The sequence below is a fragment of the Streptomyces sp. NBC_01006 genome (genome assembly GCF_045162725.1).
Classification (GTDB): Bacteria; Actinomycetota; Actinomycetes; order Streptomycetales; family Streptomycetaceae; genus Streptomyces.
The window spans coordinates 7,881,890-7,902,565 of the sequence record NZ_CP108700.1 but is presented as its reverse complement, the minus strand read 5'-3'; the positions used below and the strand labels follow the sequence as shown (position 1 = coordinate 7,902,565).

Sequence of the window (20,676 nt, the reverse complement as noted above, 5' to 3'; positions counted from 1 at the left end):
AAGGAGCACGCACCACATGAGCACCACACCCACCATGGAGGACTGGCACGCCCACTACGACGGCGGCCACGACTTCCGACCGCTCACCGACACGGAGAAGGCCGTCCTCGGCCAACGCCTCGCCCTCCCCGACGACGCTCGGGGGGCGAGGGCGCTGGACGTTGCCTGCGGGACCGGCGAACTGGCCCGTCTCCTCGCCGGAGCGGGGTACCGGGTCGACGCGGTCGACTGGGCCGAAGCCGCCGTCGAGCGCGCCTCCGCCGCCCCGTCGGACGCGATCGACTACCACCGGCTCGACGTCACCGGCGGCGACCTCGCCTCCCTCGCCCCCGCAGGCGGCGGGTACCGGGTCATCACCATGCGGCGGGCCTTGGCCCACCTGCCCGACCGCACCCGCACCGTAACCGAACTCGCCGCGCTCCTGGAGCCCGAGGGCACCCTGTGCGTCATCACCCCGCACGCCGACCGTCACCCGGAGAAGCTGCGCGGAATCTGCCTGGACGACTCCGAGATCGACCTGCTCCGCGACGGCTGGGTACACACCGAACGCGTCGAAGCCGGCGACTCCACGATCCTGCTGCTGCGCCGGCCCAAGGTCGACGCCGTCGTGTACGCGGAGAAGCGCACCCCGAAGCCGGCCGCGATGGCCGGCGTCGCGGTCGTCGTCACCAACGGCCGCGGTCAGGTCCTCCTCGGCTGGAACCCCTCACGCACGATGTGGGAGCTGCCGGCGGGCAAGGTGGAGCCGGGCGAGGCGTTCGAGGCCACGGCCGTAAGGGAGTTGGAGGAGGAGGCGGGACTGGCCGCGCGACCGGAGGCGGCGCTGCTGCTGGGTGCCCTGTGCGACGCCGCTCACGGCTTCACCCGCGTCACCGAGGTCGCCCGGATCACCGACTTCACCGGCGAGCCTTCGGCGCTGGAGCCCGAGCTGGTCACGCGGTGGGAGTGGCACACCCTTGCCGCACTGCGGAGCCTGGCGCAACCGCTGTTCGCCGCCTCGGCCCAAGCCCTGAACGTCGTCTGGCCCGGCCTGCTGCCCGGCGTTCCGGCCGCGCACCACACCCCACGGCCCGCCGGGAACGTGACGCTGAGTTTCGGGGAGCCGCAGACCGCCGTCAGGCTGCGGGAGCAGCTGGTACGGGACCTGACCGAGGCCGGGTGGACCGACACCCCCGAACTCCGGCGGGCCTTCACGGCCGTCCCCCGACACGCGTTCCTCCCCGAGCAGCCGCTCCGGCGGGCGTACGCCAACGAGGCCGTCGCCACCGTGGTCGACGAGGACACCGGCCGGTCGACGAGCTCGGTGTCCCAGCCCGGGATGCAGGCCGTCATGCTCGACCGGGCGGGCCTGCGGCCGGGAGACCGGGTGCTGGAGATCGGAGGCGGCGGCTACAACGCGTGCCTGATCGCCGAACTCGTCGGGCCCACCGGGTCGGTGGTGTGCATGGAGACCGACCCGTACGTACACGCCCGCACCGAGCGGTTCCTCGCCGAGACCGGGTACGCGGAGCGAGTACGGCCCGTCTTGGGCGACGGCGTCCACGGAACCCCCTGGCATCTGCTGCCGGAAGCGGGCTTCGACGCCATCCTGGTCACGGTCGCCGCCAAAGACGTGCCGTGGGCCTGGCGTGCCCAGCCGGCCGAAGGCGGGCACCTGGTCCTCCCCTTGCGGATCGGCGGCTTCACCCGCGCCGTCGGGCTGCGCCACCAGGGCGGCACGCTGCGCTCGACCGGGATCAGCCCCTGCGGGCCGGGAGGACACCCCGCCGGCCCCGGTGGACGGCTTGGACCGGGCCCTTGCAGCTGACCGGGTTCTGCCGGGTGACCGGCGACCCTGACCAACCCGGCTCCCCGCGGGCGACGTCTTCGAGAAGGCCGGTGCTCGGATCGTGGTCAGCTGGCCGGACCGTGACGGTGCCGCCGGCCCCGGCGTTGGACAGGGCACGAGGAGCGGAGGGGGCAGCGGGCGGTGATCACCCGGATCAACGGGCCGTTCGGCGGCGGGAGCCGACGGTGGCTCCCACCACCTCGTACGGCACGCACAAACCTCGCTGCCCGCCACGCCCCCTCCTGTGAAAGCGATCCACGATGACGACGACCATCAGGACCAGGCCCTTCCGCATGGGCACCCGGCCGAGCCCCATGGCCATGGAACAGACCGGCCGGTTCGCCCGGGCCTTCCGCTCGCGCTACCCGGACATCGAGCTCGCCATCCTCAAGATCACCTCTCAAGGCGACCAACACCGCAGTCCGCTGGCAGAGATCGGCGGCAAAGGGGCCTTCACCCGCCGGGCCGACGAACACCTCCTCGACGGCAGGGTCGAGGCCACCATCGCCTGCGCCAAGGACCTCCCCGGCCCCCACGACCGGCTCCCCGGGATCACGGTCGGAGCGGTCCTGCCCCGCGAGGATGTCCGCGACGTCCTGGTCCTGCCCGCCGGCCAACCGCCCGCGACCCTGGACGGTCTGCCTCCCGGTACCCGGATCGGCACCAGCGCGCCCCGTCGGGCCGCCCTCCTCAAAGCCCTTCACCCCCAGCTGGTCCCGGTACCGATTCGCGGGAACGCCGACAGCAGGCTCGCCGCCCTCGACAACGGGACGATGGGCGCTGACGCGATGATCGCCGCCCTGGCAGGACTGCGCCGCCTCGGCCTCGCCGACCGGGCCTCACAGATCCTGGACCCGACGGTGTGGCTGCCGGCCGCCGGTGCCGGGATGGTCGTCATCGAGCACCGCCTCGACGACCACACCACCCACGGCCGCCTCGCCCCGCTCACCCACGCCCCCACCCGCACTCTGCTCGACGCCGAACGCGCGGCGCTCGCCGTCCTGCGCGGCGGCTGCCTGACCGCCGCGTCCGTCCACGCCGCCCTCGACGAGACGACCGAACGACTCACCGTGTACGCGGTCGTTCTCGACCCGGCCGGAGGCGAACCGCTTCGCACCGTCACGACCGGCCCCGCGGCAGAGCCCGCCTCTGTAGGCCACGAGGCCGGGGAGCAACTGCTGGCCGCCGGCGCCGCCCGCCTCCTCGGAGCACGCCCGTGAGCAGCGACACGCGTGTACCAACACCAGCACCAGTGGATTGGCCGTGAAGCCCGTCCTGAAAGGGCCCCAGGAGGCAATCGTGCCGCTGCCCAGTCTGCTCGGCGTCTTCGCCCACCCCGACGACGAGGCCCTCCTCGCCGGAGGAGTCCTCGCACAGCACGCCGCCTCCGGCTCCCGGACTGCCGTCGTCACCTCCACCTGGGCCCCCGACAGTCACCGCGCCGCCGAACTGGCCGATGCCACCGCGGCCCTGGGCGCCGGCGCACCTCGCATGCTGGGCTACGCCGACCACCGCATCCCCGACTCCGCCCCGAACCGACCACGACTCTGCGACGCACCACTCGACGAGGTGATCGAGCGGCTCGTGAGCCACATCAGGCGGTTCCGGCCCGAGATCGTGGTCACGCACGACCCCTACGGCCAGCTCACCGGCCACCCCGATCACCGCCACACCCACCGCGTAACCACCTTGGCCTTCACCGCCGCCGGGCTGGAACACCTCTACCCCGACGCAGGGGAACCCTGGCAGCCGAAGGCCCTGTACGCCGCTACCCACCCCCACTCAGCCCTCGGTGACCTGGGGCCCCTGCTCGCCGGGGTGGACAAGTCGGCCCTGAGCCTGCCGGACGAAATGATCACCGCGACGGTCGACGTCCGGCCGTGGCTCGACAGCAAGTGGTCCGCGATCCTCGCTCACCGCAGCGAGGTCGCCAAGGAACGTCCGCTCCCCGCGCTCCTGTCCCGTCTCCCGGACAAGACCCGGAACCGAATCATCGGGACCGAGTACTTCACCCGCCTCCACGCCGAGAACTCAGCCCGCATGCTCACGCAGCTGATGGCGTAGACAACGTCCTCAGACCGTAGACGCCCGAGAGTCCGCCACGCGGCAGGCGGGCCGACCCCCGCTCTCCGCTAGCCTGGGCGCTGGTTGCCTACTGGGCTGAATCGACCAGGAAGAGATCATCGTGACAACCGTCCTCATCGCCGGAGGAGCCGGCTACATCGGCAGCACCGTCGCCTCGGCTTGTCTGGATGCCGGGATCACCCCCGTGATCCTCGACAATCTCGTCCGTGGCCGCCGTGAGTTCACCAAGGGCCGCACCTTCTACGAAGGCGACATCGCGGACGGCGCGCTGGTCGACCGGATCTTCTCAGAGCACCCGGACATCTCAGCCGTGGTCCACTGCGCGGCGCTGATCGTGGTGCCGGAGTCCGTCGCGGACCCGATCGGTTACTACGACGCGAACGTGTCCAAGAGCCTTTCCTTCGTCGGCCACCTGTGCCGCAACGGCTGCGACCGGATCATCTTCAGTTCCTCGGCTTCCATCTACCAGGCCGAGGACGGCTCACCGGTCAACGAGGACTCGCCACTGGCCCCGCAGAGCCCGTACGCGCGGACCAAGGCGCACTGCGAAGAGATGTTCGCCGACATCGCCGTCGCCGGGCCCCGCGTGCTCTCGCTGCGGTACTTCAACCCCGTCGGCGCCGACCCCGAGCTGCGCACCGGTCTGCAGCTCAAGCGGCCCAGCCACGCACTGGGCGTACTGATCCAGGCACACCAGGAGGGCCGCCCGTTCCCGATCACGGGAACGAACTACCCGACGCGCGACGGTACGGGCATCCGCGACTACGTCCACGTCTGGGACCTCGCCGCGGCACACATCGCCGCGATCCAGCGCTTCGACTCCATCCTCACGGAGGAGAAGCGCTCGATCGCGATCAACCTGGGCACCGGCTCCGGTACCACCGTCCGCGAGCTGTGCGATGCCTTCAACAACGTCGTCAGCACGCCCCTGCAGACCATCGACGCCGACCCACGGCCCGGTGACGTGGCCGGCGGCTACACCAAGAGCGACCGGGCGGCCGAGCTGCTGGGGTGGACGCCGAAGCTGTCCCTGGAGGACGGCATCCGGTCCGCCCTGAACTGGATTCCGGTTCGCGACGAGCTGCTGTCGGACTGAGCCGTCCTTCTCGCGCGGCGGTGCCTACGGCCGTTCGAAGGCCTGGAGCACACCACCGATCGAGAAGCACAGGGCGCCTGACAGCGTCCCCCAGTTGGCGATGTCGGAGTTGACCAGGCTTCCGGTGGCCGGACGGGTGAAGGCGGCCAGCGCCGACACCATGAAGAGCACCGACCCCAGCTGGTTCACGGCTACGACCCACCAGCCCAGGCTCCGCGAGCGCAGGCAGGGCCGGAACCGGTGGCAGATCTCGGCGAAGGCTAGATGGCCGGACACCAGGAACAGCGCGCATCCCACCACGTCGGGGGTCCAGACGAGCCGGTTGACCTGCTGGGCCGTGAGCCCTTGGAGGAAGGAGTCCAGCAGGTTGACGCCGAATACGAGCGTCCCCACGAACAGCACGAACGTACCCAGCCAGTCCAGCCGCATCGGCTCGTACCCCCACCACCTCCAGTCGGCCGTGGCCAGTCGGCCGCTGCCCGGGGTGTGGCGAGGCGCGTTCAGCACCTGCAGGAGCGAGGTGTAGCCCCCGAGGTTGAAGAACAGACCGCCCGCGAAGTAGATCGAGGCGCTCACGAGCGCGTCGCCGGACCCGACCTGGGCCACGGCGGCTCCGAGGGCGAAGAGCGCTCCTCCGACGACGAACGCGCCAGAGGCAATGGTGTTCAGCCTGCGAAGGCGGCCGAGGGCCTCTGCGTCGGCGCTCGCGGCCAGGGTGACCGCGTCCCCGGGTCCGCGGAGCGAGAGCGCGCCGCGCCTGCGCGCGGGCCGGGACTCCCACACCACCGTTCCCCCTTCGGGGCGGTTCCAGAAGAGGCGGGTGGTGAAGGGTCCTGCGCCTTCGGCGCGCTGCTCGGGCTGTCCCACCACCCGAGCCTAGCCACGGGTACGGGCCCCGGCAGGCAGTGAAACGCGGCCGTCCGTCAGGCGACCAAATCGTAGATGCCCCGCGCCACCAGCCACAGGCCCACGAGCAGGGAGAGCGTGATGACCAGCTGTTCCTGATGGTGCGCGAGCCAGCTGCGCAGAGCGTTCAGCTTCGCGCCCGCGGCCTGCGGCGCCCAGACGGTGTACATCTCCATGACGACGAGGCTGAGCGTGGCCAGCAGGCAGTAGCCGGTCAGGGCCAGCCAGTCGGCGACGGAGGAGAGGTCGGCGGCGACGACCGTGGCGGCGCCGGCCCCGACCAGCGCCCAGGGCTGGAGCAGCCAGGCCAGCCCGGCGGCCGTGGCCAGTGAGGCACCGTCCACCCGGGCGGCCCAGCGCGGCGGACCGTGGGGACGGGGCGGCCGGCGGCGGCGGTGTGCGCCGTACAGCACCAGCCCCACACCGATGGCGAGTTTCGCGCAGGCCACGGCGGTCGACGGCGCGCTGTGGAGTGCCGGGGGCACGCCGCCGGTCAGCAGCAGCACGCACGCGATGACCGCCACCAGGTCGACGAGCCACGACAGCAGGAACGCCAGGCCCTTGCGGGCGCCGCGCCGCGAGGAGAGCAGCAGGATGAAGGCGCTGTTGTGCAGGGGGCCCAGGGTGATGGCCGTACCGATCACGATGAGGTCGACGACCATCAGCTCAGTCACTCCCGGAGGTCGAGGCCGACCGCCGCCGTCCACCGACGTCCGCCGCCGTTGGACGGCGCAGTTGGCTGGGACGGGGTCGAGCGGCGCTGGCACGGCACCGCATGCCGACTCTGCGGGCGGCGGCCCGACCGGTCAAGGAGGCCACGCGCACGTCCCCGAACGCCGCATCCGGCTCCGGGTCTCTTCCAAGATCGATTGTCAGTGGTGGATGGGAGGATCGAAGTATCGAATCGGAAAACGGGGGAGCCGCCATGTCCGGAAAGCAGAACTACATCAATCACGTCGCTCTCGTGCTGGACGCCAGTTCGTCCATGTCGCACCTGAGTCGCAAGGTGGTCGAAGTCGCCGATCAGCAGATCGCTTATCTGGCCCGCCGGTCACAGGAACTGGACCAGGAAACCCGTGTCACGGTGTACGTCTTCGCGGACAAGGTGGAGTGCGTCATCTACGACAAGGACGTGCTGCGCATGCCGTCCCTGAAGCAGCTTTACCGGGCCGGGGGAATGACGGCTCTGCTGGCGGCCACGCTGAAGTCGCAGCGGGAGCTGGCGCAGACGGCCCAGCTCTACGGCGACCACAGCTTCCTCACGTTCGTCCTGACCGACGGGCAGGAGAACGCGAGTCACCGCTGCCCGGACGCCCCTTCCCGTAGCCCTCGTGATCTGGTGCAGGCCGTGGCCACGATGATCGAAACGCAGCAGGACAACTGGACGCTGGCCGTCCTCGTGCCGGACCAGATGGGCAAGCGCGAGGCCATGCAGTGCGGATTCCCGAAGGACAACATCGCCATCTGGGACGCCACGAGCACGCAGGGCCTGGAGGAAGCCGGACAGGTCATCCTGAAGGCCACCGAAAACTTCATGATGGGCCGTACCAAGGGCATCCGGGGATCGAAGACGGTGTTCTCCACCGGCGCCGAGGTGGTCAACAAGGAAACCATCGCCGCAGCCGGTCTCACCCCGGTCGATCCGTCGCAGTACCAACTGATTCCCGTGGCTCGCGATGCGGCGATCCGGGAATGGGTCATCGAGTGCGGGCAGAATTACCGGACCGGTTGTGCGTTCTACCAGCTGAGCAAGTCGGAAAAGATTCAGGCGCGGAAGCAGATCGCGGTGCTGGAGAAGAAGACGGACCAGGTGTACACGGGACCGGAGGCCCGGGCCCTGCTCGGCCTGCCCGACACGGAGGTCCGCGTCAAGCCGGACCACAACGACGACTTCACCATCTTCGTGCAGAGCACCAGCGTGAACCGGAAGCTGGCACCGAACACGCGGCTGCTGCTCATGGTCTGATGCCCCCGATCACGCCCCGCGCGCCGTGTCGTGCAGGCGCCCGGCTGCTTCGGTCCCCTGCTGCTCGGGGTGACTGCCCGTAGGCGTTGCGGTAGGCGCGGCGGAAGTGGCTGGGGTCGGCGAACTGCCAGCGTGCCGCCACCTCGGCAACGGTGTACGGACTGCCGGAGCGGTCGAGGTCGCTCCGCGCGCCCTCGAGACGCCTTCGGCGGACGTAGGCCATGACGGTCTCGCCGTCGAAGGCGCGATGGAGGGTGCGGACGGAGACGTTCAGCGCCCGGGCGATGCCGGCGGAGTTCGAGGCGGACTTCGCCTACGCTGCGCTGCACCAGCTCACCCGCTCATTGCACGACCGGATCGAGCGGCCGCCCACTCCCCACCGGGACGATCTGGCCGTGGCCCTCGGAATCCGGGACGGCAGCACGCCGAGCCGTTTCGCCGTCGGACCCTCCCTGTTGGGTCTGCTGTCCGACGTCGCGGGCGAGAAACCCGTGGTGTGTGTCGTGGACGACGCGCAATGGCTGGACCGGGCGTCGACTCAGGTGCCGGCGCTCGCGGCCCGGCGGATCGCGGACGAGCCGATCGCGATCGTGTTCGGGCTCCGTGATCCACACACCGTCGCCGAACTCGACGGGCTGCCGGCGCCGGCCTTGCCCAGATTGCCCGATCAGGCAGCGCGGGCTTTGCTCTCCTCCGGCCTCCCCGCGCCTTTGGACGAGCAGGTGCGCGAGCGGATCCTCGCCGAGGCACGCGGCGATCCGCTCGCGCTGCTGGAGTTGCCGCGCAGGCTCGGCCCCGCCGGTCTGGCCGGTGGTTTCGGGCTACCGACCCCGGTCTCGCCGGCCAACCACATCGAGCAGAGCTACGCGCCAGTGGCTCCTGCATCTGAAGTCCGCCGCCGAACGCGCCCCTCCACCGCATCGCCACCGTCCACCTCCCCCGCCGCGTCACCGGCGGCATCCACGGCTCCTGGATCCCCGACAGCGCCCTCTGATCCCACCACCCCACGAAAGGGCATTGCCATGCGTACGCTCACCGCGGCCAATTCCGCCGCCGTCACCATCGCGCTCCTCCTCACGACCTCCACCACCGCCTACGCCCTCACCCCCACGACGGCCAAGGCGGCCGCGAAGCACCCCGTGGACGTGCGGATCGACGAGCGCGCACCGGTCATCACCCGCACCGACGTCCTCATCCACGCCCCGCTGCACACCATCTGGAAGATCCAGACCGACGTCGAGAACTGACCCAACTGGCAGCCGAACGCCGAGACCGTCGTCAAGGACACCCCCGGACGCCTCCGCCCCGGCTCGGTGTTCCGCTGGAGCACCGAGGGACTCGACATCACCTCCACCGTCAAGCAGGTCGACTACGGCAGGCGCCTCGCCTGGGGTGGCCCGGCCCAGGGCATCACCGCCGTCCACGTCTGGACCTTCACCCCCACCTACGACGGCGTCCTCGTCCACACCGAGGAGCCCTGGACCGGAGACCCCGTCGTCGCCAACCAGGCCGTGCTGCAGGCCGCCCGATAACCCGCCCGCCTCCAGCGCCCGGCCCTGGCATCCAGTCAGGGCCGGGATGCCAGGGTGCTCTCGGCACGCGACTGCATCCTTTGGACTACTGCGTTTTCGGCCCTGCGGAGGAGTATCCAGCAGCATCGCCGCGAGAGGGTTGATCCGTGCGAACAACCATCGGATACACCCTCGAAAGCATCGGCTACGTCGTAGGAGCCCAGGGGCTTGTCAGCTTCGCCTCGCAGACCTTCTTCGGCACGGAGTGGGGCTGGATGCACAAGATCGTCGACCTTCCGTCCACCGCTTACCTCGGCGTCGTCGCCGTGGGGCTGGCCCTCATCGTCGGCGGGGTGAAGACGCGGAAGACACCCCAGCCCCAGAAGGCCGCCTGACCGGCGCGCCCTTCAGCACACCTGAACCGAGGGAGCCTCGCACGGCGAACATCAAGCGACTGCGGGGCGTCACCCCACTGTCCCGTAAAGATCTTCGGTGGGCCCGGCAGCTGGGCTATCCCATGACCGCTCGGGCCGCGTCGAGGAACGCCAGGCGGTTGTCCTCCAGGTAGTCCCGCACGCTCTCGCCGTCGGGCAAGCCTTCCCACACGGTCCGGTTGAGGTCGAGGAAGTACGCCCGGGCCGCGTCATGTACGGACAGGGGGAACTGGATGCGGATGAGCCGCTCTGCGACCCATAGCCTGTTCATGACGCCCTGGGTCGTGAGGTACCAGGCGTGGGTATCGTCCCACTCGGAAGGCCGGCTGAACGCTGAGCGTTCGGCCTCGGCCGCCACCTCGATGAACCGCTCCAGCAGCGCCAGCCGTTCCGACCGCCGAGCCTCCGACAACGCGCTCAGCTGCCGCCGCTGTTCAGCACGCTCCGCTGTCGACTGAGTCCTGTACTGGACGAGGTAGGACAGCATGCCGCCCAGTACAACGCCGCCCAAGGATATGAGGGACACCCAGACCTGACCTGACATGGCCGCCATGGTCCCATGCAGCGTGGCTGGTGTGATCAGGGCGTCGGAGCAGTCCTGAACAGCGCCCGTTCACCGGGCTGAGCCCGCGCCTGTTCGGGAGGCGTCGACTACAACAGGGCGGCCTGCCGCCTCCGCGCTTCGCTCGCTTCGTTCCCCATACCCGTACCGGCGCCCTGGTACGCACTGTTGTTGGACTCGTGGCCGCTGTGACGGCCGTTCTCGCTCCACAGACAGAAGAAGGCCTCCGGGACGCCTACGTCCTGCTCGTCAACAAGGTGATCAGCGCCGGCACGGAATGGAAGCCGATCCTGGATCAACTGGCGGAATCGGGTGGGCCGCTGCTCACCATCCCATCCCGGACAAGTACCTCCCGCCCGCGGCCCCGGCGTCCGCGACGACGAGATCGAGCTCCGGCAGCAGTGAGCCGAGCCACGGGCCGGTGTCGGCGACGCCGAGCACACCGTGCGACTGGGGGCCGGGTCGGCCGCATGTCCTGGACGAGGCCGCCGCCTCTCCACCCGCCGAAGGCCTCTTGCCGACGCTCTTCACCCGCCCGTCCAGACACCGCACCGCAGTCCCGGTGCGGTGTCTGCACCACGCCCAGCCCGTGGCCGATGGCCGCGCTGACGCCGCAGACCGGTCCCTACAGTGCGCCTCCGCGGTCATGGTCCCGAGGCCCGGTTGGCCGTGCCATCCGGCGCGGGCGGCCGCGGTTGGCAGGCCGCGCGGGGGCGGCGCTCGTAGCCTGAAGTGGGTGCCCGACTCATGTCCGGCAGCCCGTGGAGCGGCGGGAGGTTGTCATATGAGCAGGCGTTGGACCGCGCGTCTGGCCCTGACGGCGGGCTTGGCGGCGCTCGTGGTGCTGGTGGTGTTCGGAGGCCTCGCGAGCCTCCTGCTGATGGCGGTGGGGTGGGCAGGACTGGTCCTCACGGCGGCAGGCCTGTGGTGGATGCTCACCCACACCGGCTGGATCAGGGTGCTCGCCGGGCTTCTGGTGGTCGTCGCACCGCTCGCCGTCCTGCTTCTGTACTCAGCCGCCGGGCTGCTGTGGGTCGTGCTGGCCTCAGTCGGCCTGTGGGCGCTGGCCGTCGCCGCGGGCAGCGCCGCTCTTGCCGAGGACACCGCGTCGAGCATGCCGGAGCACCCCGCCGTCCGGGCCCAGCGGCCCTTCGTGATCATGAATCCGCGCTCGGGCGGCGGAAAGGTCGGGAAGTTCCGCCTGGCGGAGCGGGCCGAGGCCCTGGGTGCCGAGGTCGTCGTGCTGGATCCGGCCCGGCGGCAGGACGTGGCCGAGCTGGCACGGCAGGCCGTCGAGGACGGGGCCGACCTGCTGGGTGTCGCAGGCGGCGACGGCACGCAGGCCCTGGTCGCCGCCGTGGCCGTGGAGCACGACATTCCGTTCATGGTGATCAGCGCCGGGACGCGCAACCACTTCGCCATGGACCTGGGCCTGGACCGGCAGGATCCCTCCCACTGTCTGGAGGCACTGACCGACGGCGTCGAACTCCGCGTCGATCTGGGCTTCATCCATGAGGGAGAACCGGCGGACGGGAACACGGGGCGCGTCTTCGTCAACAGCGCCTCGTTCGGCGTGTACGCGGAAGTCGTGCAGAGTCCGGCCTACCGCGACGACAAGGCCCGCACCATTCTGGAGATGCTGCCGGCTCTGCTGACCCAAGACAGCGGCTCGCGGCTGAGCGTCCGTGCGGATGCGCTGGTCCTGGACGGTCCCCAGGCCGTGCTGGTGAGCAACAACCCTTACCAGAAGGGTGATTCTGCGGGGCTCGGGCGCCGGGAGCGACTGGATTCCGGTGAACTGGGGGTGCTCGGCGTCGAAGTCTCGAGCGCCGCCGAAGCGGCGGGGCTGCTGCTGCACGGCAGGCAGGGCCGCGGGCTGACCGCCGTCACCGCCCGCGAGGTCGTCGTCGACGCCGACGCTCCCGCCATCCCGGTCGGTGTCGACGGGGAGGCCCTGGTGCTTTCCACTCCCGTGCACTGCCGTATCGCGTCCGGCGCCCTGCGCGTGCGCGTGCCGCGACACCGTCCCGGCGTGCCGCGGACCGCGCCCCCGATGGACTGGCGCCGGGTACGGCAGCTGGCGCTGACCATGGGACGGACCGCGGCAGGACACGGCGCCGCCTGAGCGCCGGCAGTCGGAGCCTTCCGGTGTCTCCCGCCCGGCGGGCGGTCACTGCCCGCCGGTGGGCGCGGGACCGGTGGACCCGGGTTCGGGCCCGGCGGGCCGTTCGGCGGGGGTGGGCGAAGACCACTGCGCTCCGGTGCGCAGGCGGAAGGCGGTGACGGCGGCCTCCACCGTGGGGAAGAAGTGGCGGGGGTCGATGGTCCGGGTGAGTTCGTACCGCTCGATCTTCAGTCGCACAGGGTCCTTGAGCTCGGCGAACACGAGGTGGATGCCTTCCGCGTTGAGCGCCTCGTCGAGCTCCTCCAGCACATCGGCGGCGGTCGTGTCCACGTCGGTCATCGGCTCGGCCGCGACCACGATCCAGCTCGGCCGGGGGTCCGCGCCGGCCAGTCGCCTGATCTCGTCCCGGAAGGCCCTGGCGTTGGCGAAGAAGAGCGGGGCGTCGAACCGGTAGATCACCAGGCCCGGCAGCCGTTCGGCCCGCGGGTAGGAGCGGATGTCGTGGTAGCCCTCCAGGCCCCGCACCCGCCCCAGTACGGTGTCGTACGGCCACCAGGCGCGCCGGAAGACGTTGAGGACGGACAGGGCCACGGCGATGGCGATCCCGGGCAGCACGCCGAGCAGGGCCACGCCCGCGAAGGCGGCGAAGCACAGCAGGAACTCCGCCCGGCCCTGCCGCCACAGCCGTACGGCTCCCGGTACGTCGGCCAGGGACAGTGACGCGGTGATGACCACGGCGGCCAGGGCCGGCTGGGGGAGGTTGCGGAACAGACCCGGAGCCAGCACGAGCATGAGGACGATGAGCACCGCTCCGACGACCCCGGTGAGCTGGCTCCTGGCCCCCGCGCGCTCCGCGACCGCCGTCCGGGACCCGCTGGTGCTGACGGGGAAGCCCTGGAAGAAGGCGGCCGCCAGGTTGGCCGCACCGACGCCCGCCATCTCCTGGTTGCCGCGGACCTCCTGCCCCGTACGGGCCGCGAAGGCGGACGCGTTGGAGATCGTGTCGGCCAGGGACACCAGGGCGATGCCCAGCGCGCCGCCGAGCAGCGGCGCGAGGTCGGCGAGCCGCACGTCGGGGATCGTGAACGGCGGGAAGCCCTCGGGCAGCACCCCGACCAGGCCGACGCCGTGCTCGTCCAGGTCGAAGGCGGCGGCTGCGGCGATCGCCAGGACCACCATCACGAGCACCGCGGGGACCTTCGGCAGGAAGCGCTGCAGGACCAGGATCAGGGCGATCCCGCCGAGGCCCACGGCGGCGGCGGCCGGCACCGTCGCCCCGTCGGCGATCTTCCGCACGAGGCCGGCACACTCGCCGATCAGGTTGTCCGCCTCGACCTTGAAGCCGAGCAGCTTGGGCAGCTGACCGATCAGAATGGTCAGGGCCAGGCCGTTCATGTAGCCGATCATCGTCGGTTTGGAGACCAGGTCGGCGATGAAGCCGAGCTTCGCCGCCGAGGCGAGGATCATGATGGCCGCGACCATGACAGCGAGCATCGACGCCAGTGCGACGGCCCGGTCGGGATCCCCGTCGGCGGCCACCAGGGGCAGCACGGTGGCGGCGATCATCGGCCCCAGCGAGGAGTCCGGGCCCAGCACCAGGATCCGGGACGGGCCGAACACCGCGTATCCGAGCAAGCAGAGGATCGTCGTGTACAGGCCGGTGATGGCCGGCAGGCCCGCCAACTCCGCGTACGCCATGCCCTGCGGCACCAGCAGCGTGGTCAGGACGACTCCCGCGACCAGGTCCTTGACCAGCCACTCGCGCCGGTAGGACGACACCGCGCGGATCCCGGGAACTGCCCGGAAGCGGGAGAGCACCCCGTGGCCGTAACGCCGAGTGGTCACGGACAGGCCTTCCTCAGGCGGCCTTCGACCGGCGGGCCACGAGTTTGCCCAGTTCCCACACGAGCAGGAGCGCGAGGGCGGCGAGCACCGCCCAGCCGAACTGCCTCGCGTCGATCTCGGTCGTCCCGAGGATGCGCCGGAAGCCGTCCAGCTGGGTCACCAGCACGGAGAGCACGAACTGGGCCAGGGCCACCCAGTTCATCTGCTTGCTGTCGAACGTGGAGGTCGTCAGCACGGATTCCGTCTCGCTGCGGCATTCGAAGGCGGCCACGATCAGACAGAGCGAGAAGGCCGTGAACGCGATCGACTGGCCCGTCGCGACGCTGTCGTAACGGCTCTGGCCGAGCCGGATCAGCCAGAGCAGCAGGACGGTGATCGCGAGCCCGCCCAGCCCTACCGTGATGAGCACGGGACGCGTGAGCACCGATTCCCCGCGCGGGCGCGGCCTGCGCCGCATGAGTCCGGCGCTCTCCCGGTCGAAGCCGAGCGCGAAGCCGAAGGAGGCGTTGACGACGAAGTGGATCCACAGCACCTGCGGCGGGGTGAACGGCTCACCGGCGGCGACGTTGAAGACGGTCGCCCCGAGGAACGTCAGCACGAACGTGACCAGCAGGAGCAGGACGAACCGGATGTACTTGGTGAGGTTGTCGTAGATCGTCCGGCCCTGCTCGACGGCGTAGACGATGGTGGCGAAGTTGTCGTCGGAGAGGATCATGCGGCCGGCGTTCTTGGCCACGTCCGTGCCGCTGCCCATGGCGATACCGATGTCGGCGGCCTTGATGGCGGGAGCGTCGTTGACGCCGTCCCCGGTCATAGCCACGACCTCGCCCTTCTTCTTCAGCGTGTTCGCGAGCAGCACCTTGTGCTCCGGGGCGACCCGCCCCACCACACCGATCCCCTCGATGCGGGCGAGCTGCTCATCGTCGCTCATGGCGGCGAAATCGGAGCCGAGAACGGCCTCGCCGGGAATCCCGATCTGCCGGGCGATCGCCGCCCCGGTGGTGACGTCGTCCCCGGTCACCAGGCGGACCCGGATGTGCGCCGCCTGCGCGTCGGCCACCGCGGCCTTCGCCTCCTCGCGCGGCGGGTCGACCATGCCGACGAGGCTGGTCATCCGCAGGTCGGTGACGTACCCGAGCAGGTCGCCGTCCGGATCGAAGCGGTCCGGGTCCAGGTCGCGGCTGGCCGCGGCCATCACCCGGCGCCCCTCGCCGCCCATCCGCTCGCTCTGCTCCTCGGCCCGGCGGAGCAGATCGGCGTCCCACGGGACGGTCTCGCCCGCCGCGAGAGCGGTGGCGGCCCGCGCCATCACCGCGGGGGCCGCGCCTTTGACGAAGCAGCGCACGACCTGCCGCCCGGAGGCGTCGACCGCCGAGTGGAAGGTGGCCATCAGCTTGTACTCGGGGTCGAACGGGAGGGTGGCGAGCCGGGGAAGGGCCTCGCGGGTGGCGTCGGTGTCCAGGCCGGCCTTGTGCGCGAGCACCAGCAGCGCCCCCTCGGTCGGATCGCCCACCACCTCGCCACCCACCAGCTTGGCGTCGCTGGCCACCACGTACGGCAGGATCGCGTCCTCGATCCCCGCGGCGGACCCGGCGGCGTGTTGGACCTTTCCCGCGAGTCCGTAGCCCGTGCCCGACACGGTGTACCGGCCGGTGGGGCTCAGCACCTCGACGGCCGTCATCTGGTTCATCGTCAGGGTGCCGGTCTTGTCCGAGTTGATCGCCGAGGTGAACGCCAGCGTCTCGACCGACGGCAGTTCCTTGACGATGGCGTTCCGCTTCGCCAGGTTCAGGCTCCCGACGGACAGGATCGCCTGGGTCACGGTCGGCAGGGCCTCGGGGATGGCCGCGATGGCCAGTGAGACCGCGCTGACGAACAGCACGTCCCAGGCCTGGTCCCGCTGGCGCCCCAGGGCGAACATCACGATCATGGTGAGGCCCGCCGCCCCCGTGATCCACAGGGTCAGCCGGTCGAGCTCCTTGGTGAGCGGCGGCACTTCCTTCTCGGTGGCCGACAGCATCCCGGAGATCTTGCCGAGCTCGGTGTCCGCACCGGTCGCGGTGACGATCATGAGGCCGCTGCCGTGGGTGACCGGGGTGTTCATGAACGCCGTGTTGGTCCGGTCGCCGGGCGACAGCCGGCTGCCCGACAGCGCGCCGGTCTCCTTCGCGGCCGGCACGCTCTCACCGGTCAGCGCCGACTCGTCGATCTGCAGGGCGCTGGCCTCGATGAGGCGTCCGTCCGCCGGCACCTGGTCCCCGGCGGAGATGAGCACGACATCGCCGTCGACCAGCTGTTCGGCGGGGATCTCGGCCTCCCTGCCGTCCCTGCGCACCCGGGCCGTCGCCTTCATCATCGACTTCAGCGCGTTCATGGCGCTCTCGGCCTTGCCCTCCTGGCGCAGGCCCACGACCGCGTTCAGCAGCGTCAGTGCGATCAGCAGGATCGCGGTGGTCCACTCCTGGATGACCAGCGAGACGATCGCCGCGGCCACCAGGACGATCTGCATGTAACTGCGGTACTGGGCGAGGAAGCGGCGCCAGGCCGGTGTCCGCTGCTCCTCGGGCAGGGCGTTGGGGCCGTGCGCGGCCAGGAGTTCCGCGGCCCGCGCCTCGGACAGGCCGGCCGCGGGATCGACATCGAACGCCGCCACGACCTCCTCGGGGGAGCGCGAGTACCAGCCGTCCCCAGCAGCCCGGGGCGGTTCCGCCACGGAATCCGACCGCACCGTCATGGTTGTGCCTCCGATCCGGGGCCGCGGACGCGTCCGGGCCGGCCGCGCGCCGCCCGAGGGCCGCTAGCCACGCTTCTTCTTCGGCTTGCTCCTCGGCTTGCCGTGCCGGGCGGCGTACGGATCGGCCGGGGCGCCGGCGGGCGCCTCCTTCTCCAGCGCCCGTTTGGTGACGAGCAGGTCCTTGCGGGCCTCTTGCCCCACATCGGGGTACCGAGGATCGATGTCGATCAGGGTGTGCGCGAGGACCGCCCCCGCGCAGAGCCGCGCGAACCACTTCCGGTCCGCCGGTACGACGTACCACGGCGCCCACTTCGTACTCGTGGCCGACAGCATCTCGGAGAAAGCATGCTGGTAGTCGTCCCAGCGGCGCCGCTCCCGGACGTCCGCCGCGGAGAACTTCCAGTTCTTCTCCGGCCGGTCGATCCGCTTCAGGAAGCGGGTGCGCTGCTCCTCCTTGGACAGGTTCAGGAAGATCTTCACCACCTTGAAACCGTTGTCCGTGAGGTAGTGCTCCCAGCGGTTGATCTCCCGGTAGCGCCGGTCCCACAGGCCCGGCCCGCATGCGTTCTCCGGCAGCTTCTGCCGGACGAGGATCTCGGGGTGGACCCGGACGACCAGGACCTCCTCGTAGTGCGAGCGGTTGAAGATGGCGATCTCGCCGCGCGTGGGCAGCCGCTTGGCGTAACGCCACAGGTAGTCGTGGTCGAGTTCCTCGGCGGAGGGCACCTTGAAGCTGCTGACCCGTACGCCCTGCGGATTGACGCCGCTCATCACATGGCGGATCGTCCCGTCCTTGCCTCCGGCGTCGAGCGCCTGGAGACAGAGCAGTACGCCGTACGTGTCCTGTGCGGCGAGCCGCTCCTGGTACTCGGCCAGCAACGACACCCCGGTCCGCAGCAGCTCCATCCCCTCGCGCTTCTTCAGACCGGCCTTGTAGCGGGGATCGAAGTCCCGGTCCAAGCGGACCTTCGACCCCGGTCGCACCCGTAGCGGCTCGATGAAATCCGCGATGCGTTCGGCTCTCTCGTCGGACATCAGCGCTCGCCCCTTCCCCGGCCCCCGGCGGTCACTGCCCGTCCCCCGCTGCGTCCGGGGTGCTCCCGGTGGCGGCGGCGAGCGCCTTCCGGGACCGGCGTTCGGCCAGGATCGGGACGTACTTCCTGACCCTGGCCTGCCGGAACGCGTCGTACCCGGCCTCGACCGTCGCCTCCACGGCGTCCGCGTCGACCGACGGGTAGGCCGCCTTCAGCCGAGCCACGGTGGTCCGGACGGACGCCAGTTCCTCCGGGGTGGGTGACCACTCTTCCGTTGTCCGCGCCCCGGGATCTTCCATGGCGGGTGAGGTCCCGGTCCGTTCCGCGCCCTGGAGCATTGCAGGTGCCATATCCCACGACCTTCGGACCGCCGGTCCGCGCATGCCGACATCGGGTGAGGGTGTTCGTCATGGCGATTCTCTGCCAAACGGGACAAGATCGCCCATTGACTGCGCGAATATGGGAAGGCGGGTCGTGCGGCCGGGCCCGGCAAGGTCCGGAAGGGACGGCCTAGGTGTGTTGTCCCGGGGCGTCGGTGACGCGCGCACGGACGACAGTCGGTCACGAAGGCGCACAGTGGGGAGTACCCCTCCGGCCATCCAAGCCGCTCAGCCGCCGTGATCAAGATCCGGCCATTTTCGGACCAACTTCTGTCCGACGAGCACCACAGCCACCATTTCCGCAGGTCAACGCCGGTGCGGGCCGTGTATTACCAGCAGACGAAGACCCTGCTGGCGGCCGGTCTCTGCACCGGAACACAGATTCGGCGACACGAAGCGGGCTGAGAGCGAGGCGAAGCCCGTCTCGCTGCCTCACCCGATTGCCGGGGGTGCGGAGCACACCGCCCTCGGACGTGTGGCTGTTGGGCACACCTGGGGACTTCTACGTCAAGGCGACACCGATCGTCCCCGCGTCGGCGAGCGCGCCGGCAGTGCCGCCCTTCGCCGGCCAGGTCGACGCCCCGGCTGACACTCACCTGACCGCTCGTCAGTGAAGACGACATCGGGTCGGCATTCGTCCGAACACGGCCACAGCCCCTGAGGCCGGGGCCCCGTCCCGAGGCGGGTGCCCGGTGCGGGGCTGTGAGTTGGCTGTGAAGCGACGGGGGTGAGGAGGCTGGAGTGTGGGATGAGTGCCGACAAGTTCTATATTCGTATGAACCATCCACACGCGGCCCGGCTGCGGGGATCTCAGGGGGACGACTGCGATGGCCGATACCGACACCGCTCCGGCTGCCCGGGCGGAGTCCCGGAGTAGCCGCAAAGTACGGAGGAAGGCGCAGAACCGCAGACGCCTGGGCGTGGGCGTCGCCGTGATCGCCATAGCCGGGGCCACCGCCGCCGCGTTCGCCTTCACGAGGGGCGGTCCCGAGGGGGCCGCCCAAGGCGATGCGAAGCTCGGGGCTCCGGGCGGTGCGGCCGACGGGGCCGCCGCTGCGAAGAAGGCCGAGGAGGCCTGGGACGGCAAGGTCAAAGTGTTGGGAGACGGCTCGACCTCCTACACCGGGCCACAGCCGGGACAGCTCAAGCCCGAGCGGCTGAAACCCGGGGAGAAGCCGCCGCAGTTCGTGGTGTTCTCCTGGGACGGTGCGCTGGAGGGCGACGACCACCTCTTCTCTCACTTCCGCCAGGTCGCCCGCGAGAACAAGGCTCACATGACCTTCTTCCTCACGGGCATCTACCTGCTGCCGGAAAGCAAGAAGACGCTCTACCGGCCGCCGCAGCACAACCCGGGCTCGGCCGCCATCTCCTACCCGACCGTCCCGCACGTGAAGAGCACGCTGGAGCAGTTGCGCGGCGCCTGGGGCGACGGCGACGAGATCGGCTCGCACTTCAACGGGCACTTCTGCGGGCCCAAGGGCGGCGGGGACTGGAGCCCCGCCGAATGGAAGAGCGAGATCGACCAGACGTATTCGTTCGTCAAGAACTGGAAGACCAACACCGGTTTCACCAAGGAGGCGCCGCTGCCCTTCGACCCGGACCGGGAAGTGGTCGGAGGCCGGGCGCCCTGCCTGGAGGGCCAGAAGAACCTCCTGACCGCGATCAAGCCGTACGGCTGGCGCTACGACGCGAGTTCCGCGGGAGACTTCCAGCTGTGGCCGTCCAAGCAGGACGGCATCTGGAACTTTCCGCTGCAGCTCGTGCCGCTGCAGGGGAAGGAGGTGCAGGTCCTCTCCATGGACTTCAACTTCCTCTTCAACCAGTCGGGCGACAGCACACAGGGCGACCCGGCGAAGTTCGCAGCGTGGCAGGCGCAGACCCGGGCCTCGTATCTGAACGGCTTCAACCGTGTGTACAACGGCAGCCGGGCGCCCATGTTCGTCGGCAACCACTTCGAGGACTGGAACGGCGGCATCTACATGAAGGCCGTCGAGGACGTGATGAAGGACGTCTGCCCGCGCCAGGACGTCCGCTGCGTGTCGTTCCGGGAGCTGGCGGACTGGCTCGACGCGCAGGACCCGAAGGTCCTCGCCCAACTGCGCACGCTCGACCCCGCGCAGGCACCTGACTGGGCTTCGCTCATCAAGTAGACGGGGGCCCGGGGCCGGGC

At 70.4% G+C, this 20,676-nt stretch carries 18 protein-coding genes; 10 read left to right on the top strand and 8 right to left on the bottom strand.

Annotated features, from left to right (window positions below; all coding sequences use genetic code 11):
- Positions 1-16: 16 nt before the first annotated feature.
- The 4 genes from OG509_RS35975 to galE all read left to right on the top strand — a co-directional run bounded on the left by OG509_RS35975 (position 17) and on the right by galE (position 5,009).
- Positions 17-1,807: an NUDIX domain-containing protein gene (locus tag OG509_RS35975; protein WP_406186761.1), complete on the top strand. Its 1,791-nt coding sequence runs from the start codon at positions 17-19 to the stop codon at positions 1,805-1,807.
- 281 nt (positions 1,808-2,088) lie between these two features.
- Positions 2,089-3,048 carry a hydroxymethylbilane synthase gene (hemC, locus tag OG509_RS35970; protein WP_406186760.1) on the top strand — a complete coding sequence of 320 codons (960 nt, stop codon included), beginning with the start codon at positions 2,089-2,091 and terminating at the stop codon, positions 3,046-3,048.
- Positions 3,049-3,127: 79 nt separating this feature from the next.
- Positions 3,128-3,892, top strand: a complete 765-nt coding sequence (locus OG509_RS35965; protein WP_406186759.1) for a PIG-L deacetylase family protein — start codon at positions 3,128-3,130, stop codon at positions 3,890-3,892.
- Between the two features lie 121 nt (positions 3,893-4,013).
- A complete protein-coding gene (gene galE, locus OG509_RS35960; RefSeq protein WP_406186758.1) occupies positions 4,014-5,009 on the top strand; it encodes a UDP-glucose 4-epimerase GalE in 996 nt (331 codons plus the stop codon).
- A gap of 24 nt (positions 5,010-5,033) precedes the next feature.
- Here the strand turns inward: galE and OG509_RS35955 are convergent, their stop codons facing one another.
- Together OG509_RS35955 and OG509_RS35950 are read right to left on the bottom strand one after the other, a co-directional pair.
- The gene (locus OG509_RS35955) at positions 5,034-5,876 is read right to left on the bottom strand and encodes a hypothetical protein (protein WP_406186757.1); all 843 of its coding nucleotides are present in this window, start codon (positions 5,874-5,876) and stop codon (positions 5,034-5,036) included.
- A 56-nt stretch (positions 5,877-5,932) separates the two neighbouring features.
- Entirely contained in the window at positions 5,933-6,577 is a 645-nt protein-coding gene (locus OG509_RS35950; protein WP_406187784.1) for a GAP family protein, read from the bottom strand.
- Positions 6,578-6,840: 263 nt separating this feature from the next.
- On the opposite strand from OG509_RS35950, the gene OG509_RS35945 reads away from it, so the two are divergent.
- Positions 6,841-7,881 (top strand): vWA domain-containing protein, encoded by a 1,041-nt coding sequence (locus tag OG509_RS35945; protein WP_406186756.1) that lies wholly within the window; start codon positions 6,841-6,843, stop codon positions 7,879-7,881.
- On the opposite strand, the gene OG509_RS35940 is transcribed toward OG509_RS35945, so the two are convergent.
- Entirely contained in the window at positions 7,871-8,155 is a 285-nt protein-coding gene (locus tag OG509_RS35940; protein ID WP_406187783.1) for a helix-turn-helix transcriptional regulator, read from the bottom strand. The two genes, OG509_RS35945 and OG509_RS35940, sit on opposite strands and share 11 nt — an antisense overlap.
- Here OG509_RS35940 and OG509_RS35935 point away from each other — a divergent pair.
- The 3 genes from OG509_RS35935 (at position 8,136) to OG509_RS35925 (ending at position 9,787) form a co-directional block, all read left to right on the top strand.
- Positions 8,136-9,128: a hypothetical protein gene (locus OG509_RS35935; protein WP_406186755.1), complete on the top strand. Its 993-nt coding sequence runs from the start codon at positions 8,136-8,138 to the stop codon at positions 9,126-9,128. The two genes, OG509_RS35940 and OG509_RS35935, sit on opposite strands and share 20 nt — an antisense overlap.
- Positions 9,129-9,194: 66 nt before the next feature.
- On the top strand, positions 9,195-9,413 hold the full coding sequence (locus OG509_RS35930; protein ID WP_406186754.1) for a hypothetical protein: 219 nt from the start codon (positions 9,195-9,197) through the stop codon (positions 9,411-9,413).
- A gap of 146 nt (positions 9,414-9,559) precedes the next feature.
- Entirely contained in the window at positions 9,560-9,787 is a 228-nt protein-coding gene (locus OG509_RS35925) for a hypothetical protein (RefSeq protein WP_406186753.1), read from the top strand.
- Positions 9,788-9,902: 115 nt separating this feature from the next.
- Here OG509_RS35925 and OG509_RS35920 read toward each other — a convergent pair whose 3' ends face one another.
- Positions 9,903-10,379 carry a hypothetical protein gene (locus OG509_RS35920; protein WP_406186751.1) on the bottom strand — a complete coding sequence of 159 codons (477 nt, stop codon included), beginning with the start codon at positions 10,377-10,379 and terminating at the stop codon, positions 9,903-9,905.
- Positions 10,380-11,172: 793 nt separating this feature from the next.
- Between OG509_RS35920 and OG509_RS35915 the strand changes: the two genes are divergently transcribed.
- The gene (locus OG509_RS35915; protein WP_406186750.1) at positions 11,173-12,513 is read left to right on the top strand and encodes a diacylglycerol/lipid kinase family protein; all 1,341 of its coding nucleotides are present in this window, start codon (positions 11,173-11,175) and stop codon (positions 12,511-12,513) included.
- 45 nt (positions 12,514-12,558) lie between these two features.
- Here OG509_RS35915 and OG509_RS35910 read toward each other — a convergent pair whose 3' ends face one another.
- From OG509_RS35910 to OG509_RS35895, 4 genes are all read right to left on the bottom strand, one after another.
- The gene (locus OG509_RS35910; protein WP_406186748.1) at positions 12,559-14,358 is read right to left on the bottom strand and encodes a SulP family inorganic anion transporter; all 1,800 of its coding nucleotides are present in this window, start codon (positions 14,356-14,358) and stop codon (positions 12,559-12,561) included.
- A gap of 13 nt (positions 14,359-14,371) precedes the next feature.
- The gene (locus OG509_RS35905; protein ID WP_406186747.1) at positions 14,372-17,092 is read right to left on the bottom strand and encodes a cation-translocating P-type ATPase; all 2,721 of its coding nucleotides are present in this window, start codon (positions 17,090-17,092) and stop codon (positions 14,372-14,374) included.
- A 63-nt stretch (positions 17,093-17,155) separates the two neighbouring features.
- Positions 17,156-18,127 carry a polyphosphate kinase 2 family protein gene (locus OG509_RS35900; protein WP_406186745.1) on the bottom strand — a complete coding sequence of 324 codons (972 nt, stop codon included), beginning with the start codon at positions 18,125-18,127 and terminating at the stop codon, positions 17,156-17,158.
- A 31-nt stretch (positions 18,128-18,158) separates the two neighbouring features.
- Positions 18,159-18,476 carry a three-helix bundle dimerization domain-containing protein gene (locus OG509_RS35895; RefSeq protein WP_406186744.1) on the bottom strand — a complete coding sequence of 106 codons (318 nt, stop codon included), beginning with the start codon at positions 18,474-18,476 and terminating at the stop codon, positions 18,159-18,161.
- A gap of 857 nt (positions 18,477-19,333) precedes the next feature.
- Between OG509_RS35895 and OG509_RS35890 the strand changes: the two genes are divergently transcribed.
- A complete protein-coding gene (locus OG509_RS35890) occupies positions 19,334-20,656 on the top strand; it encodes a hypothetical protein (RefSeq protein WP_406186743.1) in 1,323 nt (440 codons plus the stop codon).
- The last annotated feature ends 20 nt before the right edge of the window (positions 20,657-20,676 follow it).